Annotated in this window: 18 protein-coding genes; 6 read left to right on the forward strand and 12 right to left on the reverse strand. The window is 44.3% G+C overall.

The genetic code is table 11. The annotated features are described in order from the left end of the window. Positions 1-156: 156 nt before the first annotated feature. On the forward strand, positions 157-1104 hold the full coding sequence (locus ACQKMP_RS08415; RefSeq protein WP_076284092.1) for a DMT family transporter: 948 nt from the start codon (positions 157-159) through the stop codon (positions 1102-1104). A 12-nt stretch (positions 1105-1116) separates the two neighbouring features. Further along, the gene (locus ACQKMP_RS08420) at positions 1117-1920 is read left to right on the forward strand and encodes a Cof-type HAD-IIB family hydrolase (RefSeq protein WP_427469159.1); all 804 of its coding nucleotides are present in this window, start codon (positions 1117-1119) and stop codon (positions 1918-1920) included. A gap of 176 nt (positions 1921-2096) precedes the next feature. Here the strand turns inward: ACQKMP_RS08420 and ACQKMP_RS08425 are convergent, their stop codons facing one another. After that, a complete protein-coding gene (locus tag ACQKMP_RS08425) occupies positions 2097-3902 on the reverse strand; it encodes an ABC transporter ATP-binding protein (RefSeq protein ID WP_427469160.1) in 1806 nt (601 codons plus the stop codon). A 282-nt stretch (positions 3903-4184) separates the two neighbouring features. Here ACQKMP_RS08425 and ACQKMP_RS08430 point away from each other — a divergent pair, with 282 nt between their 5' ends. Then, a complete protein-coding gene (locus ACQKMP_RS08430) occupies positions 4185-5402 on the forward strand; it encodes a sugar efflux transporter (RefSeq protein ID WP_042185600.1) in 1218 nt (405 codons plus the stop codon). A gap of 29 nt (positions 5403-5431) precedes the next feature. Here the strand turns inward: ACQKMP_RS08430 and ACQKMP_RS08435 are convergent, their stop codons facing one another. The 5 genes from ACQKMP_RS08435 to cysT form a co-directional block, all read right to left on the reverse strand. Then, positions 5432-6223, reverse strand: a complete 792-nt coding sequence (locus tag ACQKMP_RS08435) for an MBL fold metallo-hydrolase (RefSeq protein WP_042185598.1) — start codon at positions 6221-6223, stop codon at positions 5432-5434. A 210-nt stretch (positions 6224-6433) separates the two neighbouring features. Next, complete coding sequence (locus ACQKMP_RS08440) at positions 6434-7501, reverse strand: sulfate ABC transporter substrate-binding protein (RefSeq protein ID WP_042185596.1); 1068 nt, start codon at positions 7499-7501, stop codon at positions 6434-6436. 320 nt (positions 7502-7821) lie between these two features. Continuing rightward, on the reverse strand, positions 7822-8886 hold the full coding sequence (locus tag ACQKMP_RS08445) for a sulfate/molybdate ABC transporter ATP-binding protein (protein ID WP_042124940.1): 1065 nt from the start codon (positions 8884-8886) through the stop codon (positions 7822-7824). Between the two features lies 1 nt (position 8887). Beyond that, entirely contained in the window at positions 8888-9685 is a 798-nt protein-coding gene (locus ACQKMP_RS08450; protein WP_042124938.1) for a sulfate ABC transporter permease subunit, read from the reverse strand. Continuing rightward, positions 9682-10497: a sulfate ABC transporter permease subunit CysT gene (cysT, locus tag ACQKMP_RS08455; protein WP_427469161.1), complete on the reverse strand. Its 816-nt coding sequence runs from the start codon at positions 10495-10497 to the stop codon at positions 9682-9684. Before cysT ends, ACQKMP_RS08450 begins: the two co-directional genes overlap by 4 nt. A gap of 206 nt (positions 10498-10703) precedes the next feature. Between cysT and ACQKMP_RS08460 the strand changes: the two genes are divergently transcribed. Further along, entirely contained in the window at positions 10704-11105 is a 402-nt protein-coding gene (locus tag ACQKMP_RS08460; protein ID WP_427469162.1) for a secondary thiamine-phosphate synthase enzyme YjbQ, read from the forward strand. Positions 11106-11246: 141 nt separating this feature from the next. Here the strand turns inward: ACQKMP_RS08460 and ACQKMP_RS08465 are convergent, their stop codons facing one another. The 3 genes from ACQKMP_RS08465 to ACQKMP_RS08475 form a co-directional block, all read right to left on the reverse strand. Further along, entirely contained in the window at positions 11247-11828 is a 582-nt protein-coding gene (locus ACQKMP_RS08465; RefSeq protein ID WP_076284085.1) for a TetR/AcrR family transcriptional regulator, read from the reverse strand. 4 nt (positions 11829-11832) lie between these two features. After that, positions 11833-12465 carry a YigZ family protein gene (locus ACQKMP_RS08470; RefSeq protein WP_427469163.1) on the reverse strand — a complete coding sequence of 211 codons (633 nt, stop codon included), beginning with the start codon at positions 12463-12465 and terminating at the stop codon, positions 11833-11835. A gap of 132 nt (positions 12466-12597) precedes the next feature. Then, a complete protein-coding gene (locus ACQKMP_RS08475) occupies positions 12598-13953 on the reverse strand; it encodes a glucose-6-phosphate isomerase (protein WP_042185583.1) in 1356 nt (451 codons plus the stop codon). Between the two features lie 234 nt (positions 13954-14187). On the opposite strand from ACQKMP_RS08475, the gene ACQKMP_RS08480 reads away from it, so the two are divergent. Next, positions 14188-15087, forward strand: coding sequence for an NAD(P)-dependent oxidoreductase (locus ACQKMP_RS08480; protein WP_339801228.1), 900 nt, complete (start codon positions 14188-14190; stop codon positions 15085-15087). A gap of 190 nt (positions 15088-15277) precedes the next feature. Here the strand turns inward: ACQKMP_RS08480 and ACQKMP_RS08485 are convergent, their stop codons facing one another. Together ACQKMP_RS08485 and tkt are read right to left on the reverse strand one after the other, a co-directional pair. Continuing rightward, positions 15278-15595, reverse strand: coding sequence for a pyrimidine/purine nucleoside phosphorylase (locus ACQKMP_RS08485; protein ID WP_042185578.1), 318 nt, complete (start codon positions 15593-15595; stop codon positions 15278-15280). A 33-nt stretch (positions 15596-15628) separates the two neighbouring features. Further along, a complete protein-coding gene (tkt, locus tag ACQKMP_RS08490) occupies positions 15629-17671 on the reverse strand; it encodes a transketolase (protein WP_042185576.1) in 2043 nt (680 codons plus the stop codon). Between the two features lie 302 nt (positions 17672-17973). Between tkt and ACQKMP_RS08495 the strand changes: the two genes are divergently transcribed. Next, positions 17974-18606, forward strand: a complete 633-nt coding sequence (locus tag ACQKMP_RS08495; protein WP_042124922.1) for a hypothetical protein — start codon at positions 17974-17976, stop codon at positions 18604-18606. A gap of 66 nt (positions 18607-18672) precedes the next feature. Here the strand turns inward: ACQKMP_RS08495 and ACQKMP_RS08500 are convergent, their stop codons facing one another. Next, complete coding sequence (locus tag ACQKMP_RS08500) at positions 18673-19452, reverse strand: GNAT family N-acetyltransferase (protein ID WP_427469164.1); 780 nt, start codon at positions 19450-19452, stop codon at positions 18673-18675. Between the last annotated feature and the right edge of the window lie 63 nt (positions 19453-19515).

The following is a 19515-nucleotide window of genomic DNA, read 5'->3' on the forward strand; positions in this document are numbered from 1 at the left end:
TTTTTTTGTCTAGCCTAATCCCTTAAATCCCTTTAAATATAAGCCTTTGAGCGATTCCTATCTTGTCCTCCCCATGAATATACGATACAATTTGGACAACTTGACCTTGTCGTTCTTACAAGGACGGCATTTGCCGAAGAGAGGATGACCTAAGAAGTGAAGCGTTCCCGTATGGCCGATTTCAGCCTGCTACTTGTGGCGATGATGTGGGGATGCACCTTTCTGATTGTTCAAAATGCTGTCAAAGTGCTCCCTCCACTCGCGTTTAACAGCATCCGCTTTACAGGTGCCGCCCTGTTGCTGGCTCTAATCACTTTTATTTTTTACCGCAAGGAGTGGAAACAGCTAAGTTTCCGCATGGTACGTGATTCTCTGCTGCTAGGCCTTTTTTTGTTTATGGGCTATGGCTTCCAGACCATGGGACTTCTATATACAACCACCTCCAATACCGGGTTTATTACCGGTCTATCGGTCGTATTGGTTCCGTTTCTCTCTCTGGCGCTACTAAAGCATGCCATTTCACGTTACACTTGGTTCAGCGCGGCGCTTGCCGCAGTAGGTCTTTATCTGCTAACCTTCACCGGCTCTGCTTTGTCCCTGAATAAAGGCGATGCTTTGATCTTGCTCTGCGCCATAGCTTTTGCGCTACAAGTCGCATATACTGGCGTTTATGCACCTCATTATCCGGCGCTGCCGCTGGCAACCTTGCAGCTCGCCTTCGTTGGACTGTTCAGCATTGTCGCTTCGCTTATCTTTGAAGGAGCTGCACCACTGGCACACAGCGCAGAGCTTATAAAGGACCCGGACGTTCTCTGGGCACTTTTAATCTCTATTGGTCCTACCAGCGCTTTTGCTTTCTGGATTCAAACCGCCTGCCAGAAATACACTACGCCTTCACGGGTTGCCATTATTTATGCCACAGAACCTGTATTCGCTGTTCTGACAGGCTTAGCCTTTGGCGGAGAAACGCTTGGTATGTCCGCTCTGCTCGGTTGTGGTTGTATTCTGGGAGCTATGCTTATGGCAGAGCTGAGTCCGGAACCGGGTCAGAATCAACATAAGAAGAATTATTTTTCCAAATTACATTTATTTAGAAAGAGATAAGGAGAGAGACAAATGTACAAATTGATCGCGATTGATATTGATGACACTCTAATTAACGATGACAAGGAAGTAACACCCGCTACACAGACTGCACTTGAAGAGGCTGTAGCCGCTGGCGTTGTTGTAACCCTTGCTACAGGCCGAGCTTATGCTTCTGCGCAAGCCATTGCCCGTCAAACTGGACTTAACGTACCAATCATCACTTACCAAGGAGCGCTCGTAAAGAACTTGCTCGATGAAAAGGTACTATATGAGCGTTACGTGCCACAAGATGCGGTACACAAGCTGTTCACTTACTGCGTGGAGCATAATCTGCATTTGCAAACTTACATTGACGACAAGCTGTATGCCCGTGAAGACAACCAGAAGATCAAAGATTATACAGACCTGAACAAAACGCCTTATTATATTGAACCAGATTGGGAGAAGCTTGTCCCACAAAAAACACCAAAAATGCTGATTATCGATGATCCTGCATTCTTGGATGAGCTGGCTCCAATTCTACGTGAATTGCTCGGCGGTTCCGTGCATATTACCAAATCCAAACCACAATTCCTAGAAATCATGCATCATGAAGGAACCAAGGGAATTGCGCTTGAATTCCTAGCCAATCATTTTGGTTGTGATCTCTCCGAGACTATGGCTATGGGTGACTCTTGGAACGACCATGAGATGCTGGAAGCTGCCGGTCTTGGCGTTGCTATGGCGAACGCTATTCCTGCGCTGAAAGAAATTGCTGATTTCGTAACCCTGAGCAACAATGAAGATGGTGTAAAATACGCGATTGATAAATTCATTCTCAATAAAGTGAACTAAATCGGCTGAACTTAATAGTTTTATATACGTTAAACTTAAGATTTTTCTATTAAGGTAAGTGCGTGACTGCGGGGAATGTTTGGACTTCCCCTCCGTCACTTTTCCCTTTTTAGAATGTTTTAAAGTTCAAAAGGGTGTTGCTACGCCATATTTTATGACGTTGCAACACCCTTTTGTTATTTCAGCAAGCTCGGTACTCCTGTAGATGCAAACTCTAATGCCTCTTGCTCTTGCTCACCCTCCCCAACCTCTTCCTCTTCCAGCTGAGAATAGTACAAATTATGATATCTTCCTTCTGCTGCAAGTAGCTCCTCGTGGGTACCACTCTCCACAATTTCACTGTTCTCCATCACTAGAATGACATCAGCGTTCTGAATCGTTGATAGACGGTGAGCGATAACGAGTGTGGTTTTGTCTCCCATTAATTTACGAATCGCTTGCTGCACCAGCTTCTCCGATTCATTATCAAGCGCAGCAGTAGCTTCATCCAGCAACAAAATTGGAGAGTTCCTAAGAATCGCTCTCGCAATCGATAGTCGCTGGCGTTGTCCACCCGACAGGCGTGAACCTTCCTCACCGATATCTGTATCGAGACCCTCCGGCAACTCCATTACAAAATCATAAGCGTTCGCTTGTCGCAAAGCTTCCAGAATTTCATGCTCATCTGCATCTGGATTTCCATTTCGGATGTTATCACGGATACTTCCTGTATAAAGCCCGGACTCTTGCGGCACATAAGAGAAGTGACTCCTAAGTTTAGCTAAACTCATCTCGCTTGTCTTCTCTTTATTTATAAACACTTCACCCTCATCAGGTTCATACAACCCAAGGAGTACCTTAAAAAGTGTAGATTTCCCTCCACCGCTCGGTCCCACAATTGCCATTTGAGCCCCTTTGTGAAGCTCTAAGCTGATTTTGTTCAAACTACGTCTCTCCGCTCCCGGATAAGAGAAGGATACCGAGGACATGACCATACGCTCAAATTCAGGCTGTTTCGTAGCTGCTTCGGGTAAAGCCTCCACTTCTACAGGGCTATCCAACACTTCAAAGATCCGTCCCGCCGCCCCAAGTGATTGCTGCATCGAATTGATCAGTCCTGGCAATGCCGAGAACGGCATCACTAAATAATTCATGAGCTGGATGAAAGCAATCATCGCACCGACCTCAAGTGATCCTTTTGCCACAAAATAACCAGCCACGACCAGCGCCAGAAGAAACGTAAAGTTTCCCAAAAAAGAGGAGAATGAGCCAGTAGCTCCCTCAATTCTTCCCCGTTTTAATTCTTCGGAAGTGATATTCTCACTATGTTCCTGATATTGCTTCATTAGTCTGCGTTCAATGCTAAAGGATTTAAATACCATACTACTGCCTAGAATGTCATGTAAAAAGGAAGTAATCTTGCTCATATTAGTCTGAATCTTCACACTGTTCTCACGCATAGCTGAACCGAAGATTTTTCCCGTAAGGAACATCAAAGGCCCCATTGCAAAACAGATCAATGCCAGTAGCCAGTTAATATAGAGCAAATAACCAAAAGCCGCGAGAGCAAGCAAAGGGTTACGGATTAAATCAATCATTACCTCGCCGGTAGCATTACCCACAGATTGATTATCATTAGTGAAGCGGGACAACAAATCTCCGGAGTGATTACGGTCAAAATAAGACTGAGGAAGAGCTAAAGCATGTCGCATCATATCTAGCCGCAGTTCATTTCTGATCTTGGCTGAGATTTTATTTTTGAGATAGCGATCGAAAAAACCGTTGATTGCACTCACTAATAAGTAGATTAATCCGAATATAACCAGCCCTTTAAAAGCTTTCACATCAAGTCTAACCGCCGCATCCGTAATTACTGAGAGCAGCCAAGCAATCGTTAAATCCAGAACAATCCCAAATAAAGTCGTAAACAATAAAACCGTATATAAGAGCTTGTGCCTTAACATGTATGTACTTAATCTTGAGAAAACACCTTTCTGCTTCAAAAAAATCAGCCCTCTCCCCTATTAGCTACTTATTACTCCCTTCCTGTCGTTGATAAATATTCTATATATGTAAATATAAGACGGCAATACTTTCTGATTATAAAGGATAAACATGATTCTGAATACCGAATGCAATAGATATCACAAAAGGAACATCAACTGTCCGAGATTGCCCGAGTGATGCCCCTTAGCCAAATCGCATATATATTGTTGCTGTCTTTTTCATGTATACTAGAACCAGTTTGACTATCTTAACAAAAAATAGAGGAGTAACTTCACAACATGATCAAAAGACTTACTGCACTATTTTCAATTCCCTCTTATGCCTTACTCTTTTTATGTATGCTACTTCAGGGAATGGGGATTTCACTCAGTTCACCCTTCTTATCCATTTATTTCACGGAACAGCTTGGCGTATCTGTCGGATTGTTTGGTGTTTTTCTAGCCACCACGTTAATTGCCGGAATATGGATCAGTACACTAATCGGGAGACGCTCTGACCTTGGCTTAAATCGAAAAAACATTTACCTTGTTGCCACACTCTGTAATGCGCTGGCATATAGCGGGTACTTGCTCATTCAGGATTTCACGATCTTGTTCATCTACATGATTGTGTTCACCGCCCTCGGTGCACCAGGGATGCCTCAATTGTTCGCCATTGCTAGAGAAGCAGTGAATAAGAGCAATTTTACGGATACTGCGTTTGCTAATTCTACCTTGCGTTCTGCTTTCTCTCTCGGCTTTATTACAGGTCCTTTAATCGGCACCCTGCTAATCGCTGCTGTTGGGTTTAAGGGGATTTTCACGGGTACGATCGGAGTATTCCTGCTTGTTGCCTTACTCGTTTTCTTCTTTCTCAAATCAAATACAGTTACAGAGCTGAGCAGCAACAAGGCTGAAGTAAAAGTGAAAACTTTCCGGCTCAGTCAGAACCGCAATATTCTGCTTCCTTTTCTGATTCTGATACTCATGTATGTAGCTCACTGGACGAGCAGCATCAATACGGCCCTCTTTATTACAAATAATCTAGGGGGATCGACAAGCGATGTCGGTCTAGTCAGCAGTATATGTGCTGCGCTGGAAATTCCGTTTATGATTATGCTCGGTCTACTCAGTGCGAAGTACAGTAACCGAGCCTTGATGATGTGTGGGGCCATTTTAGGAGGAGCATATTATCTCGTTGTCATTTTCTCAGGCGAGATGTGGCAGATGCTTGCAGCCCAAGTTCTACTAGCCGTTTTCGTTGCTGTGATATCAGCGATTGGCATTAGTTACATCCAAGATCTGCTCCCAAACATGCCTGGGTATGCTTCCACGCTTTATTCTAATTCATCCACGATCGGTAGACTGATTGGGAGTCTTGTTGGCGGGGGCTTAGCCAGTATTGTAGGTTACCGGTATTCATTTGTGCTCTGTTTTATACTCATCATTGTTTCCTTAGTCATGCTTGCGGTAAGCGGACGTCACCCTTTAAATGAACCAGAACAATTAACTGTTTAATCCGTTTATTTCTACTTGCCCATTCTCTTCTAAAGTGAAGAGAATGGGTTTTTGTATATTGGAATTCTCATACCTGTCTGGGCTAGAGTAACGTTCTCCGGTAAAATATATGCTTCTCTCATATCCACATCATGCGACATATGGGTATACACTGCCTTTTTAGGCTTCACGATTTGCAGTAGCTCCGCTGCCTCCGTCATGTCGTACACAGAGCGGGTGGATAGCTCCGCCGCTTCGTAATAGAAGCTTGTACCAAGGACCAGCAAGTCCGCCCCATGCATCAGGCGTGTCTCCTCAGCCCCAAGAGATATGGAATCAGGACAATACACCCATGTATAACCCTCCTTCTCTAGCCGAAAGGCGTACGAATATCCATTCTTACCATGGTTTACTTTCCAGGTATCTATCTTCCAGCCGTCCAGTTCTATCCCTTCATCACAGGGAATCATCTCGATGTGATTTCGCAGCCAAGGGTATTGCCGTTCGATAATAGGAATAACTTCTGCTGGAGTATAAAGTTCACCCTTAATGCCCGTCCATCGACAAGCATCTGCCCATTCCGGTAGCCCACCAATATGATCAAAATGAGCATGCGTCACCAGCAGTCTTCGCATATTCCGAACTCCCTGCGCCTCCATCTGACGTCGCCAATCTGGCCCACAATCAATCACTAGAAAGTCACTGCTATTATCTATAAGTACAGAGGAACGCAGCCTTGTATTGCTCCCATGCTCCCTTGCTTCTGTGCAGGTCTCGCAGCTGCAATATATCCGTGGAACACCCATGGCATCCCCAGTACCCAAAAACACCAACGTATCCATATTCTATCTCTCCTTCAGTTCCCATCAAGGAAGTCTTAAATTACCATATGTCTATCTTAAAGATGCTCACCAAAATATCCCCACAAAGTGAAGCTTTGCTTCGATGCGTACCCAGGTACTTTTTGCGGGGGCCCAATTATATACTTTCGTCAAAAAAGTCATCCCTTAAGCAGTAGCCCTGCTAGGATGACTCTATTTTTACACCTCTACCTATATTCCGGCAAGTATCTGATACCAAATTCCCCGCTTGGAATAAAGCGTGCTTCGCACCTCAGCCCAGCCCCCTAAATAATTAATATCGAAGAGACCCGCTGGATCGGGGTAGCGGCTTTTGTTCTCCGCATAGACCTGTTTATCTACGGGACGAAAGCCATATTTTGCAAAGATCTCTTGTGCCTGTGGGGTCATCAAGAAATCAACTAATGCTTCTGCTGCCGCGCGTGTCCCATGCTTATCCGCATACTTCTCTACGACAGCCGCCGGGTTCTCAATCAGCATTGTATTTTTAGGAATAATGACTTCATATTTAACACCCTGAGCAATCCGGGCCAGCAGTTCATTCTCATAGGTGACAATGACATCACCCACTCCATACTCGAAGGCAGCCATAGATGCGCGTCCGCTCTTATCCAAAGACTCCACATTGGCATGTACACTTTCTAAAAAAGCTTTCGCTGCTGCTGGATCCTTAACGCCCTCTTGCTCCTCTGACAGCTTCAGACCAGCCCCATAGATCGCGTTAATATCCCACTGCGCACCACCGGATGTTTTGGGATTTGGGTATAACACTTTAATCCCTGGCTTGGCTAAGTCCGCAAAATCGTGAATTCCTTTGGGGTTTCCCTCACGGGTACCAAGTGCGACTACCGAACGTGTCACCATGCCTTGTTCACCCTGCTCTTTCCACGTTGGCGCTACGAGTCCAGCCTTAACCAGCTTCTCGACATCACCTTCCATGGCTAGCAGTGTAACATCTGCTTCGAACCCGCCTACGATTGCACGTGCCTGTGTTCCGGAAGCTTCATAGGACTGCTGAAAACTAATCTCCTGTCCAGTATCCTCTTTCCACTGCGCTGCAAATAACGGCAAAATGTCTTCCATCGCATCCTTAGCCACACTGTATGCGCCAACGACTAGCGTAACATCCCCTTGCTTCGAAGGATCTGCCATCGTCGTAATCGCCTTCTCATTCCCGCAACCGACTGCCGCCAGCGTGAGTATGGCCAGCATTAGGGCAGCAAAACATCCGTGCAGTTGTCTGCTCCTTTTGAAATTCATTGCGGCCCACATCCTTCGAGGTAATGATTTTAATATTTCCTTGAAAGTAGCTCTATGGCTGAACTAAAAATTCAAGTAACCAACGTTCGGTATTTGCCGTAATTACGCGGAATGTTTGGACTTTCGGCCGCTGTTATGCTCTAATTTCTTGATTGGAACCGTATTACGGTTGAAATTAGAGCATAAAGGCGGTTGCTACCGCTCCTACAGTTCCAAACTTCCACTCCATTACTTCATACCTTCACATCAGTTCCTCTAATCCTAGCTCATCACATTCGCTACTCTTCAAAAAAATTGAAAATCATATTATTTATTTTATATTAAATAAATATCGGCATCGGATCTTCTTTCAGGTTGTTCTCCTGGATCCAGCTTCGCTCATCATTAAACAGGTAAGCGCGGTGCACAAGAACTGAGATATCCTGTCCCGGCTGCAATGTTTCTTTCTCCAAAGAACGGTAAGTGACCAGTTTATGACCATTAACTTCAACCTCTACGAGCCATTCACTTCCACGGAAATGCAGATGCTTTACGACACCTTTTTCCGTAGCTGAAGCCATCTTGAACTCATGCAGGTTACCAACTTCAATATACTCAGGACGAATTAGTGCTTTGGTAGGCTTACCGTCTCCAGCGCCTTTAAAGCCTTTCACCTCAGAAGCATCTTCAATCAGTGTCGACTCCCCGATAAAAGTTGCCACAAATGGTGTTTTAGGCTCCTTGTAAATGTCCCAAGGCGTACCCTTTTGTTCCAACTGTCCTTGGTTGATGATCATGATCTCATCTGCCACTTCTATTGCTTCGTCTTGGTCATGTGTTACGAAGATGGAAGTGATGCCAACACGCTCAATCAGCTCACGTAGCCAAGCGCGCAGCTCCTGACGGATCTTCGCATCAATAGCTGCGAACGGCTCATCTAAGAGTAATAGCTGTGGTTCAGGCGCGAGTGCACGAGCAAAGGCCACACGCTGGCGTTGTCCACCAGATAGCTGATGCGGATAACGCTTCTCGAAGCCTTTTAACCCCGTAAGCTCTACCAGTTCCATAACACGATCACGAATGGCGGTTTTGCTGGCTTTTTTTACTTTTAATCCAAAAGCAATATTATCAAAAACAGTCATATGCTTAAATAATGCATAGTTCTGAAACACAAAGCCGATCCCGCGCTCTTGAGGAGGAAGATTGTTAACTGTCTGACCATGAAAAATGATCTCGCCATTATCCGGTGTCTCCAGCCCTGCGAGCATACGAAGAATCGAAGTTTTACCGCCACCACTCGGGCCGAGCAGTCCGATCAGATGACCTTTTGTAATGGTGAAATTGACGTCCTTGACCGCATGAAAATCTCCAAAATGCTTATTTAATCCCCGCACTTCAACATGCATATTACTGCACTTCCTTTCTTCTCTTGGTCCATTCCATCAACAACAGTAGACCTGCGGAAAATGCAGCCAGAACTAGCGCTATTCCTCCAGCAGCCGTTACATTAAAATTCTCAACATCCTGATAGACTAGCGTCGTCGCCGTCTGGGTTTTGTTCATAATGTTACCCGAGACCACGAGCACCGCCCCGAACTCACCTAGTGAACGAGCCACCGTAAGGATGACCCCATACACAACCGCCCAACGAATCGAAGGCCAAGTCACCTTCCAAAAAATTGTCCAGCCACGAGCGCCCAGTGTAGAAGCAGCTTCCTCCTGCTGTGAACCAATCTCCTGAAGCACCGGCATTACCTCACGCACCATTAAAGGAAAGGTTACGAACAAGGTGGCAATGATCATTCCGGGAATCGCATAGACGATCTTCAGCCCAATCCCTTCAAATATCGCACCCAAGGCGCTATCCGGACCCAGCAGCAGGACAATCATCAGCCCGCCAATGACAGGGGACACAGCATAAGGCAAATCAACAATACTGTTAAGCAAGCCCTTTAGACGTCTATTTATCCAGTTCGCCCGGACAAGATACAGCGCCATCATAATTCCGAACAACGTATTTAATAACGTAACTACGATCACAACAAGCCCAGTCATCATAAGCGCATGCAGCGCTTCAGGCCTAGTCAGAGCATTCCAGAAACCACCAAATCCTTCACTAAAAGCACCTATAGCCATTTTCCCTAGCGGTGCAGCGATTAGCAGAAAAAACACCAAGTAGGTGAGTCCGATCCACAATTTTCTCATGAGCGTCTCCCCCGCATCTGCAGCATATTAATGAGCCAAAGAATGAGAAAAGATAAGGTCAAGAGAATGACAGAAACCGCTGCTGCGGAAACCGGATTATCACTTTCAACTTCACCAAAAATAAAAACAGAAGATACGAGTGTACGACCTGGAATATTGCCTGCTACGAGGACTACAGCGCCGAATTCAGCAAGTGCCCGCGAGAATGCGAGCATTCCACCGCTGATCATCCCAGGAGCCATAGAGGGGAGAATAACATGCCAGAAGACTTTAGTTCCCTTGGCACCCATTGTATATGCCGCTTCCTCTTCGGAAGGATCAAGTTCCTCCAGCAAGGGCTGAACCGCTCGAATCACGAAGGGAAAGGTTACGAAGACCATAGCAATTACGATAGCCGGTTGATGAAAAACAATTTCAAAACCAAGCGCTTCTGCAGCCTTGCCGATAAGACTACCAGGTCCGAGCAAGAGTAAAATCATCAAACCACCAACTGCCGTCGGCAGTGCAAATGGTAAATCCACAAGACTATTAAGCAATGCTTTACCAATGAAATGATAACGAATAAGAACCCAGGCAATCATTGTTCCTAAAAAGACATTAATTAAAGTAGCGATGATCGCCAGCTTTAAGGTTAACAGCACCGACTTCCAGGCAATCGGGTCGCTTATGCTTTCCACAAAATTACCGAAACCCAGTGAAAAAGAGTTGTAATAGACCCCAAGTATAGGCAGCACGATCAATACTACAAAATAGAGCAAAATTGTAGTTCGGAAACCCCAAGTCCAACCTTTGTGTCTAAGCAGCGAATTCAATGATTTTGCCCTCCCACCTCCGGATAACCGGTCGGTATACTAACCAACATCTCCATTAATTATTCCTATTTATATACTTGGTTTTATATTATTACTACTTTACCAAATCCTTCTCGTTGTCGTCAATTACTTTCAAGTGAATTTGGGGTAAAATATATATAACAAAGGTTAGGAAAAAGTGGCACATCACAGGAAGGGGAATGATTATGCTGCATACACTGGAGATTACTACAACGAAACGGGATGAATTACGGGATATTACTCGTGAAGTCATTTCTTTTGTGAAAAAAAGCGGGGTGCGTAGCGGGGTGATCGTAGTTTATTGTCCACATACCACCGCAGGAGTTGCAATCAATGAGAATGCAGATCCTGATGTGAGGCATGATGTTCTGATGCGTTTGGATGAAGTCTACCCTTGGGAGCATCCGAAGTATCGACATGCTGAAGGCAATACTGCCTCCCACCTTAAGTCTATTACATCCGGACCTTCCCAGAGCATAATCATCCATGATGGCGAACTATTACTTGGACGTTGGCAGGGTATTTATTTTTGTGAGTTTGATGGACCTAGACGTAGACAATGTTTCTTAAAAATTATTGAGGGATAAACAATGAATGGCCGCTTCCGTTATTGCTACGGAGCGGCCATTAAAATATAACTAGAATTAAATATTACTTTGACCAAGCAGAGAAGTAGCGTTATACCAATGCACAGCTTTAAAGTGTGAACTTATAAAAAAAACAGCATGTTAAAGGCTGCGACATAAAACCTTGATATGAGCTGATGCTGCCTCTTTTACATCCTCAAATGATACTTTATCTTGGATATAATAAGATATAAATCCGTGAGCGGATAAGAACAAGGTTAGCGGCACGTTCTGCCAATCCTCGGACACATATCCCTCTTCCTTCATATGACGGCGTACAATACTTGAGAATAAATCAAAACATCGTCCCTGCTCTGCTCTACAATAAGCCAGCAGCTCTTCATCACGAATCATAAACATAATTTCATACTGATAAGGATGATCTATTCCAAACCTTATAAACTCCATAATTAGCTGCTCTACTCGAGTCATACCCTCTTCAGGTGGCTTATTCATTACTTGACCAAGCAAAGTAGCCACATGATTAAAATCTTCGACAACAATGGCGTAGAACAATTCCGCCTTCTCTTTGAAATGATAATAGAGAGAGCCGTGGCTGTATCCCAAATGCTGACCGATGCTTCGCATTGAAATCGCTCGATACCCTTTGGTAATAAACAGATGCCTAGCGGCCTCTAATATTCTTTCCCTCGACAACTCCTGCTCCACTGCTCTCCTTGCCATATACCTAATCCCCTTCGCTGTAGTAAATCCGCCGCCCTTCTGTTACCAAGGCTTGCCCTTGGGTTAGATCTGTTATCCATGCCATAAATGCGTCTCCCTCGTCATTTCGCGGTAAGCATAACAACGTTACTTTATCGGTGAACAAAGTCTCGCCGGTCTGAATACCTCTTCCCCGAAGTTCGTTCTCAACCTTGCCTAGCCAAGTGTAATCAATTTCTACGAATACCTCTCGTCTTAGCACACGGGTGATTACTTCTCCTGCTTCAAGCGCAAGCACTGCCCCATCCGTATAAGCTCTAATCAGCCCTCCGGCACCCAGCATAATGCCTCCGAAATAACGGGTAACAACAATTGCGACATTTTTAACTCCCTGGTTGCGAATTACTTCCAAAATCGGTTTGCCGGCTGTTCCACTCGGCTCCCCGTCGTCCGATTGCCTCTGGATTTCGTCTCTCTCCCCAATCACATAAGCAGAACAGTTATGCGTTGCGTCCCGATGTTTCTTCTTGATGTCTTCGATAAACAACAATGCTTCTCCTTCATTCTCAACTGGCATAACATGACCAATGAAGCGAGATTTGCGGATTACGACTTCCTTGGAACCGGAAGAGCGCACCGTTCGATATTGTTCTAACATAATTATTCCAGTCCTTATATACATATGATGTCTTCATATAATGTCAGGAGCAGCCCCCGGTATTGGATTACCTATGGACTGCTCCTGGTGACTTACACTAGTATGAATGGTCTCTAAAATACTGCTGCAATACTATTCTGTAAGTCTTGCTTCCAGCTCTGCTTTTTCTTTTTCGTAACCCGGTTTGCCAAGCAGCGCAAACATATTCTTCTTGTATGCTTCAACGCCTGGTTGGTCGAATGGGTTAACACCGAGCAGGTAACCGCTGATGCCGCAAGCTTTTTCAAAGAAGTAAACCAAATAACCAAATGTGTATGGTGTTTGATCAGGAATAGTAACGATAAGGTTAGGTACTTGACCATCTGTATGCGCAAGCATTGTACCTTGGAAAGCCTTCTTATTTACGAAATCCATAGTCTTTCCTGTTAAGAAGTTCAAGCCATCCAGATCATCAGGATCGTTCTCAATGGTCACATGATGAGCCACTTGATCTACTTGGATTACCGTTTCAAAGATATTACGGTTACCTTCTTGGATAAATTGACCCATGGAGTGTAGATCCGTAGAGAAATCAACGGAAGAAGGATAAATTCCTTTGAAATCCTTACCTTCGCTCTCGCCAAACAATTGTTTCCACCACTCCGATACAAAGTGTAAGGAAGGCTCATAGTTCACGAGGATTTCAGTTGTCTTACCTTTGCGATACAGAGCATTACGAACTGCAGCATATTGATAAGCTTGGTTAGTAGCTACATCTGGATTATTGAACTCATCCGCAGCGGCAGCAGCACCTTGCATCATCTCTTCAATGTTAATACCTGCTACAGCGATTGGAAGCAAGCCTACAGGTGTCAATACGGAGTAACGTCCGCCTACATCGTCTGGAATGATGAAGGATTCATAACCTTCTTCAGTAGCCAATTTCTTAAGGGCACCTTTTTCCTTGTCTGTAGTAGCGTAAATACGTTTGCGAGCTTCTTCTTTACCATATTTCTTCTCCAGAGCTGCGCGGAAAATGCGGAAAGCAATGGCTGGCTCAGTCGTAGTTCCTGATTTGGAGATTACGTTCACGGAGAAGTCTTTGCCTTCTACTAAATCAAGCAAATGCGTGATGTATGTAGAACTGATGTTATTACCAGCGAAATAAACTTCTGGAGTTTTGCGCTTATCTTTAGAAAGGTTATTGTAAAAAGAATGCGAGAGCGCTTCAATCGCTGCGCGTGCTCCCAGATAAGAACCACCAATACCAATTACAATCAGTACTTCGGAATCGCTCTGGATCTTCTTTGCGGCTTGCTGAATGCGTGCGAATTCTTCCTTATCATAAGCTGATGGAAGATCAATCCATCCAAGATAGTCGGAACCTACACCAGTCTTATTATGCAACTGTTCGTGCGCTAACTTAACTGGAGCGGCAAGGTTGTCAATTTCTTGTTGGTTGAAGAAAGTAAGGGCTTTGGTGTAGTCAAAATTAATCTTCTTAGACATCGGTAATGGAAACCTCCTGTTTATCTCTTTAAATTTGAAACCGCTTGTTACAACTTTATAATTAGGATACTTTAATTTGCCTTGACTGGCAAGGTCTTAGGGCACATCCCGGGCTTTAGAACCAAGTTTTCGAAAGTTTCATGGAAGCGTTTCCCGTATCATTAGGCATGGCTGAGCTGTGGTGCTAGCCTAAGTGCCGTGATAGAATGAAGAAAACGGAAGGTGGCTATACAAATGAAACAAATCGGTTTTATCGGACTTGGAACAATGGGCGCGCCAATGGCTTCCAACTTGCTTCGTGGCGGCTTTCAGGTGACGGTGTACAACCGTACAGCAGCTAAATGTAAACCTCTTGAAGCAGAAGGTGCCCTGACTGCCCTTACGCCACGTGCCGCCGCTGAAGGTAAGGATGTTATTATTACCATGATCAGTAATGATGATTCGGTTCGTGAAGTGTTTTATGGTCAGGATGGTATTCTTGATGCACTTAAGCCAGGCGGCTTAATTATTGATTCCAGCACAATTTCTCCAGGACTAGTTCACGAAATTGCCACTGCTGTAGAAGCTCGAGGTGGACATTTCCTTGACGCGCCAGTGACCGGAAGCAAGCCGGCAGCTATTGAAGGAACCTTGGTGTTCATGGTTGGCGGCAGTGCTGAAGTTATAGAACAGCATCGCGATATATTCGATACTTTGGGCAAAAAGCTGATACATATGGGTGAGAACGGCAGTGGTGCTGTAGCCAAGCTGGCTCATAATGCTATGGTCGGCATTCACAACGTTGCCCTGGCTGAAGGATTCGCTATCGCTGTAAAATCAGGTGTTCCAGCTGACAAGTTCCTTGAACTAGTGCAGCTTGGTTCTGCGGGTAGCAAACAAGCAGAGCTTAAAGGCCGTAAAATCATAGAAAATGATTTCAGCAATCAGTTCTCCCTTGCATTAATGTTAAAGGATTTGAAGTTAGCCTCCGCCCACAGCGATTTCACAGGCGTCCCTTCTCCAATGCTGGGACTAGCTAAAAGCATGTTTCAAGCTGGGTTTACCCAAGGCTATGGCGACGAAGACCTCTCCGCTGTAGTGAAATGCTATGAAGAGTGGATCGGACAAAAAATGGGTTCTACTGTATCCGAATAACATTTCACTTACTCATAACCGTTTCTCACATGACTTCCAATGTGAGAGGCGGTCTTTTTTAACTAATTAATTACTTATGTAGTAAAAAATACACGAACGTTTGTTTGCATTAATAATACTAAATTATTCTTTGTAGTGCAAGAAAAAAAGGAAGCCCTGCTTTTCAGCAGAGCTTCCTTTAGTTATGTCTTTATAGAACCGGGTAAGAACAGCAATAATCAGTTACTTCAAATACTTCCAACGCAAATTTTGAGTTGCCAGGGACATTGAACGTTGCCGCTCCCTTAATCTCCTGCCATACCTCAGTGCCGGGAAGCAGCACTTTAAGATCGCCGGACAGAATCTCCATAATTTCAGGACCATCCGTACCAAATTCATATACACCAGGCAACATGATACCAAGGGTGACCTTAGTTCCATCCTGCAAAATTACCGTACGGCTTGTTACTTGTCCGCCATAATATACATTGGCTGCTTTTTCAATCGTTGCGTTGTTAAACTGACTCATTACTTGTTCTCCCCCTAATGATTATTCAGTTAATTACAGAAGTGCTTTCACACGGCTAACTACATTCTCAACAGTAAAGCCGTATTCTTTCATTACTCTGTCTCCAGGTGCGGAAGCTCCGAAAGTAGTGATACCGAGGATATCGCCTTGGTCACCAGTGTAACGTTCCCAGCCAAAGGTTTGTGCCATTTCGATTGCAAGACGAGCCTTAACTCCTGGAAGAATTACGGAATCACGGTATTCTTTATCTTGTTTTTCGAACAGATCCCAGCTTGGCAAGCTGATTACACGAACATCGATACCTTCTTCAGCCAAAGCAGCTTGTGCTTTAACAGCCAATTGTACCTCAGAACCAGTAGCGATCAGTTGTGCTTGTGGAGTGCCATTCTTGGAATCAGAAACAACATAACCACCACGTTTGATGTTTTCACGAACGCCATCAACTGTTCCAGCAAGAATTGGCAAGTTTTGACGAGTCAGAACCAAAGCAACTGGATTCTCTTTGTTTTCCATAGCATAAGCCCATGCTGCAGAAGTTTCGTTAGCATCAGCCGGACGAATAACAGTCAGACCTGGGATGATACGCAGGGAAGCCAATTGTTCGATTGGTTCATGCGTAGGACCATCTTCACCAACTGCAATACTGTCATGTGTCAGTACATAGGTTACTGGCAATTTCATGATCGAAGCCAAACGGATGGCTGGACGCAGGTAGTCTGTGAACACGAAGAATGTTCCTCCGAATACTTTAAGACCCGTGTGCAGTGCAATACCGTTCATTGCAGCAGCCATACCAAACTCACGTACGCCGAAGTAGATGTTGCGGCCATCATAAGATTCTGGTGTGAACGATGTCAAACCATTCAAATGCGTCATAGTGGAGCTTTCCAAGTCAGCAGAACCGCCCACAAGCTGAGGAACGCCAGCAGTCAGACCGTTAAGCGCACTACCGGAAGCTACACGAGTCGATACTGCCTTATCTTCAGTAGTGTAAGTTGGAAGGTTAGCATCCCAGCCTTCTGGAAGATCGCCGTTGATTACTGTTTCGAACTGTGCAGCAAGCTCTGGATATGCTTTTTTGTAAGCTGCGAATTTGTCATCCCAAGCTTTGTTAGCTGCGATTCCGTTTTTCTTCACTTCTGCAAAATGAGCACGCACTTCGTCAGGTACATAGAAATCTTCTTCGTATACCCATTTGTAGAAATCTTTGGTAAGCTTAGCTTCTTCTGCTCCAAGTGGGGAACCGTGAGTACCGCCATGGCCGCCTTTACCTTGTTTGTTAGGGCTACCATAACCAATTACAGTTTTCACTTCGATCAAAGTCGGTTTGCTAGTCTCAGCTTGAGCTTCAGCAATCGCTTTGGCAATAGCCGGAAGATCATTTCCGTCTTCAACGCGAAGTACTTGCCAACCATAAGCATCAAAACGTTGAGCCACGTTCTCGGAGAAGGAAAGGTTCAATTTACCATCAAGGGAAATATCATTTGAATCATACAATACAACCAATTTGCCCAGTTTCAAATGACCAGCGAGTGAAGCGGACTCGGAAGAGATCCCTTCCATCAGGTCACCATCACCACAAATAGCGTAAGTATAGTGGTCAACCACTTTATGTTCATCTTTGTTGTAGGTAGCTCCCAATTGAGCTTCAGCCATAGCCATACCAACAGCCATACCTATACCTTGTCCAAGTGGACCTGTTGTTGCATCGACACCAGCGGTGTGACCTACTTCTGGGTGACCCGGAGTCAAGCTGCCCCATTGACGGAAATTTTTCAATTCTTCCATAGGCAGATCATAACCACTAAGGTGCAACAAGCTGTACAGAAGCATAGAACCATGTCCTGCGGACAATACAAAACGGTCACGGTTTACCCATGTTGGATGATCAGGGTTGTGTTTCATTGTTTTTGCAAACAATTGGTAGCCCATTGGTGCAGAACCCATTGGCATACCTGGGTGGCCGGAGTTTGCTTTTTCAATGGCGTCAATCGCCAAAGTACGAATCGTTGTAATGGACAGGTTATCTACAGTTGAGTTTTCTTCCTTTTGAATCGCTTGTTCTTGTTCACTCATTTAATAGTTCCTCCTCTGAAATCTCAAGAATGTCATTTTGACTCTTATTGTATCATTAGTGTGGAAGCAATTCCAATTGTTTTTAAAAACTCTTTATTTGAACAGCTTATCTTTTGCAATATCGACGCATTTATATACACACAAGAACTATGAGACAAGCCAGAATTGCACTAGTCTATGGTCTAGTTTTTAATTGCGACTAAAGATTGTTTTACAATGCTCAAATATACAGTAAGATGGAGTTAGTTAAGCATAATTTTCATTCATTACCCAACATTTCCTAGTGGAAAGGAACTTTGAACATGAGTTCGAATAAGGACATCTTTATTGTGCTTACCGGTACAGGTACGGCCTTTAGTGGTTTTATTAAGTGGTTTACAAAAGCCGATCTGAATCATGCTTCGATCGCCTTTGACTGTGAACTGCGGGAGGTATACAGCTTCGGAAGAAAAAAAATGCACAATCCATTTGTGGCAGGACTAATCCAGGAGAACTTTATCGACCCTTTTTATAGCAGTGCTAATTGTTCCATCTATCAGTTACGTGTTAGCGCTGAGGAATACGATACGATGTACAATCACGTCCAAGGGATGATGCAAAATCAGGAGCGTTATAAATACCATCTTTTAGGATTAATCGGTGTGCTTCTGAATATTAAAATCGATAGAGAAAATGCTTATTTTTGTTCCCATTTCGTTGCCTCTTTATTTGAAGAAACTGCAGTTCAGCCTGTGAATAAGCCTTCCTGCTTCGTTACACCGGAAGATTTCGCGCTTTCACTCTGTGCACATAAGATTTTTACTGGCAAGCTATCCTATTATTTACGTAGAGCTCAGAGAGCCTCTGCGCGCCCATCCTCTTTACCATTACATACTACTTCGGTTGCCGCACGAATGATGCGAATGAATGAAGACCGGACTGAAGGGGTCGTATAAAAGGTTCTATGCTTGTGAAAAAGGACTAAGCGGATTTAAATCCGCTTAGTCCTTTTTCATTAACCATCAAATAACAAATTGGACCATGTACTGTTTGCACATAAGCTCAAAGCCGATGGATTGATATAGAGAAATTGCGCCTACATTTTCCTCAAGGACATTCAAATACACGTTAGAGGTAACCCTTCCCCCCGCTCGGGTGAGCTCTGCACAGATCTTTTTCCCGTAGCCTTGCCTTCTCCATCTTACATCCGTTCCGATGTTCCCCAATTCAACGTAATCTTCGCTATAAATATGGTATCCACCTACCGCAATCAGCTCATGTTGTTCCATCACACCATAGAACGGATACTGTAATTCTTCTTTTGAGAACGCCATTGTATCTAAATCGGCCATTTTCGACTCAATGAGTTCAAAATAAGGGGGACCCAAATGTAAAACGCTTGTATCGACCGGTGGTAACGCTTCTTGATGGATATGCTTCATTAGAAGCAGTTTTTTGGGTGACTTAACAAGTTCAAGCTGTGAAGCGAGTACAGCCATAACTTCTTCATTAACGATTACATTACCGACAGCATTGTCAGGTAAACTCAATTGATCTTTCATAACTGCAAGCACGGACCTGAGGCAGAATGACTTCTCCACAGGGAATACGGAAAACGCATAGAACGAAAGCCCTCTAAAAAAAGCCAATACGCCGAGCAGCTCCCCCTGCTCTGTAAACTGTCCATAGTGTACCGTATTATGCTTACGAGCTGTAAGGTATGAATAGTATAAAAAGTGCTGTTCCCTATTAATCGAACTCAAGATTGATTTCATTTCCGCTGGTGTTAACTCTCGAATCATGTCCCCTACCCCTATCAATGTTTGATACAATGCTTCAACATTAACATGATCCTGTGAAGTCAC

Source organism: Paenibacillus sp. NPDC101420, assembly GCF_050277435.1.
GTDB lineage: Bacteria > Bacillota > Bacilli > Paenibacillales > Paenibacillaceae > Paenibacillus_AQ.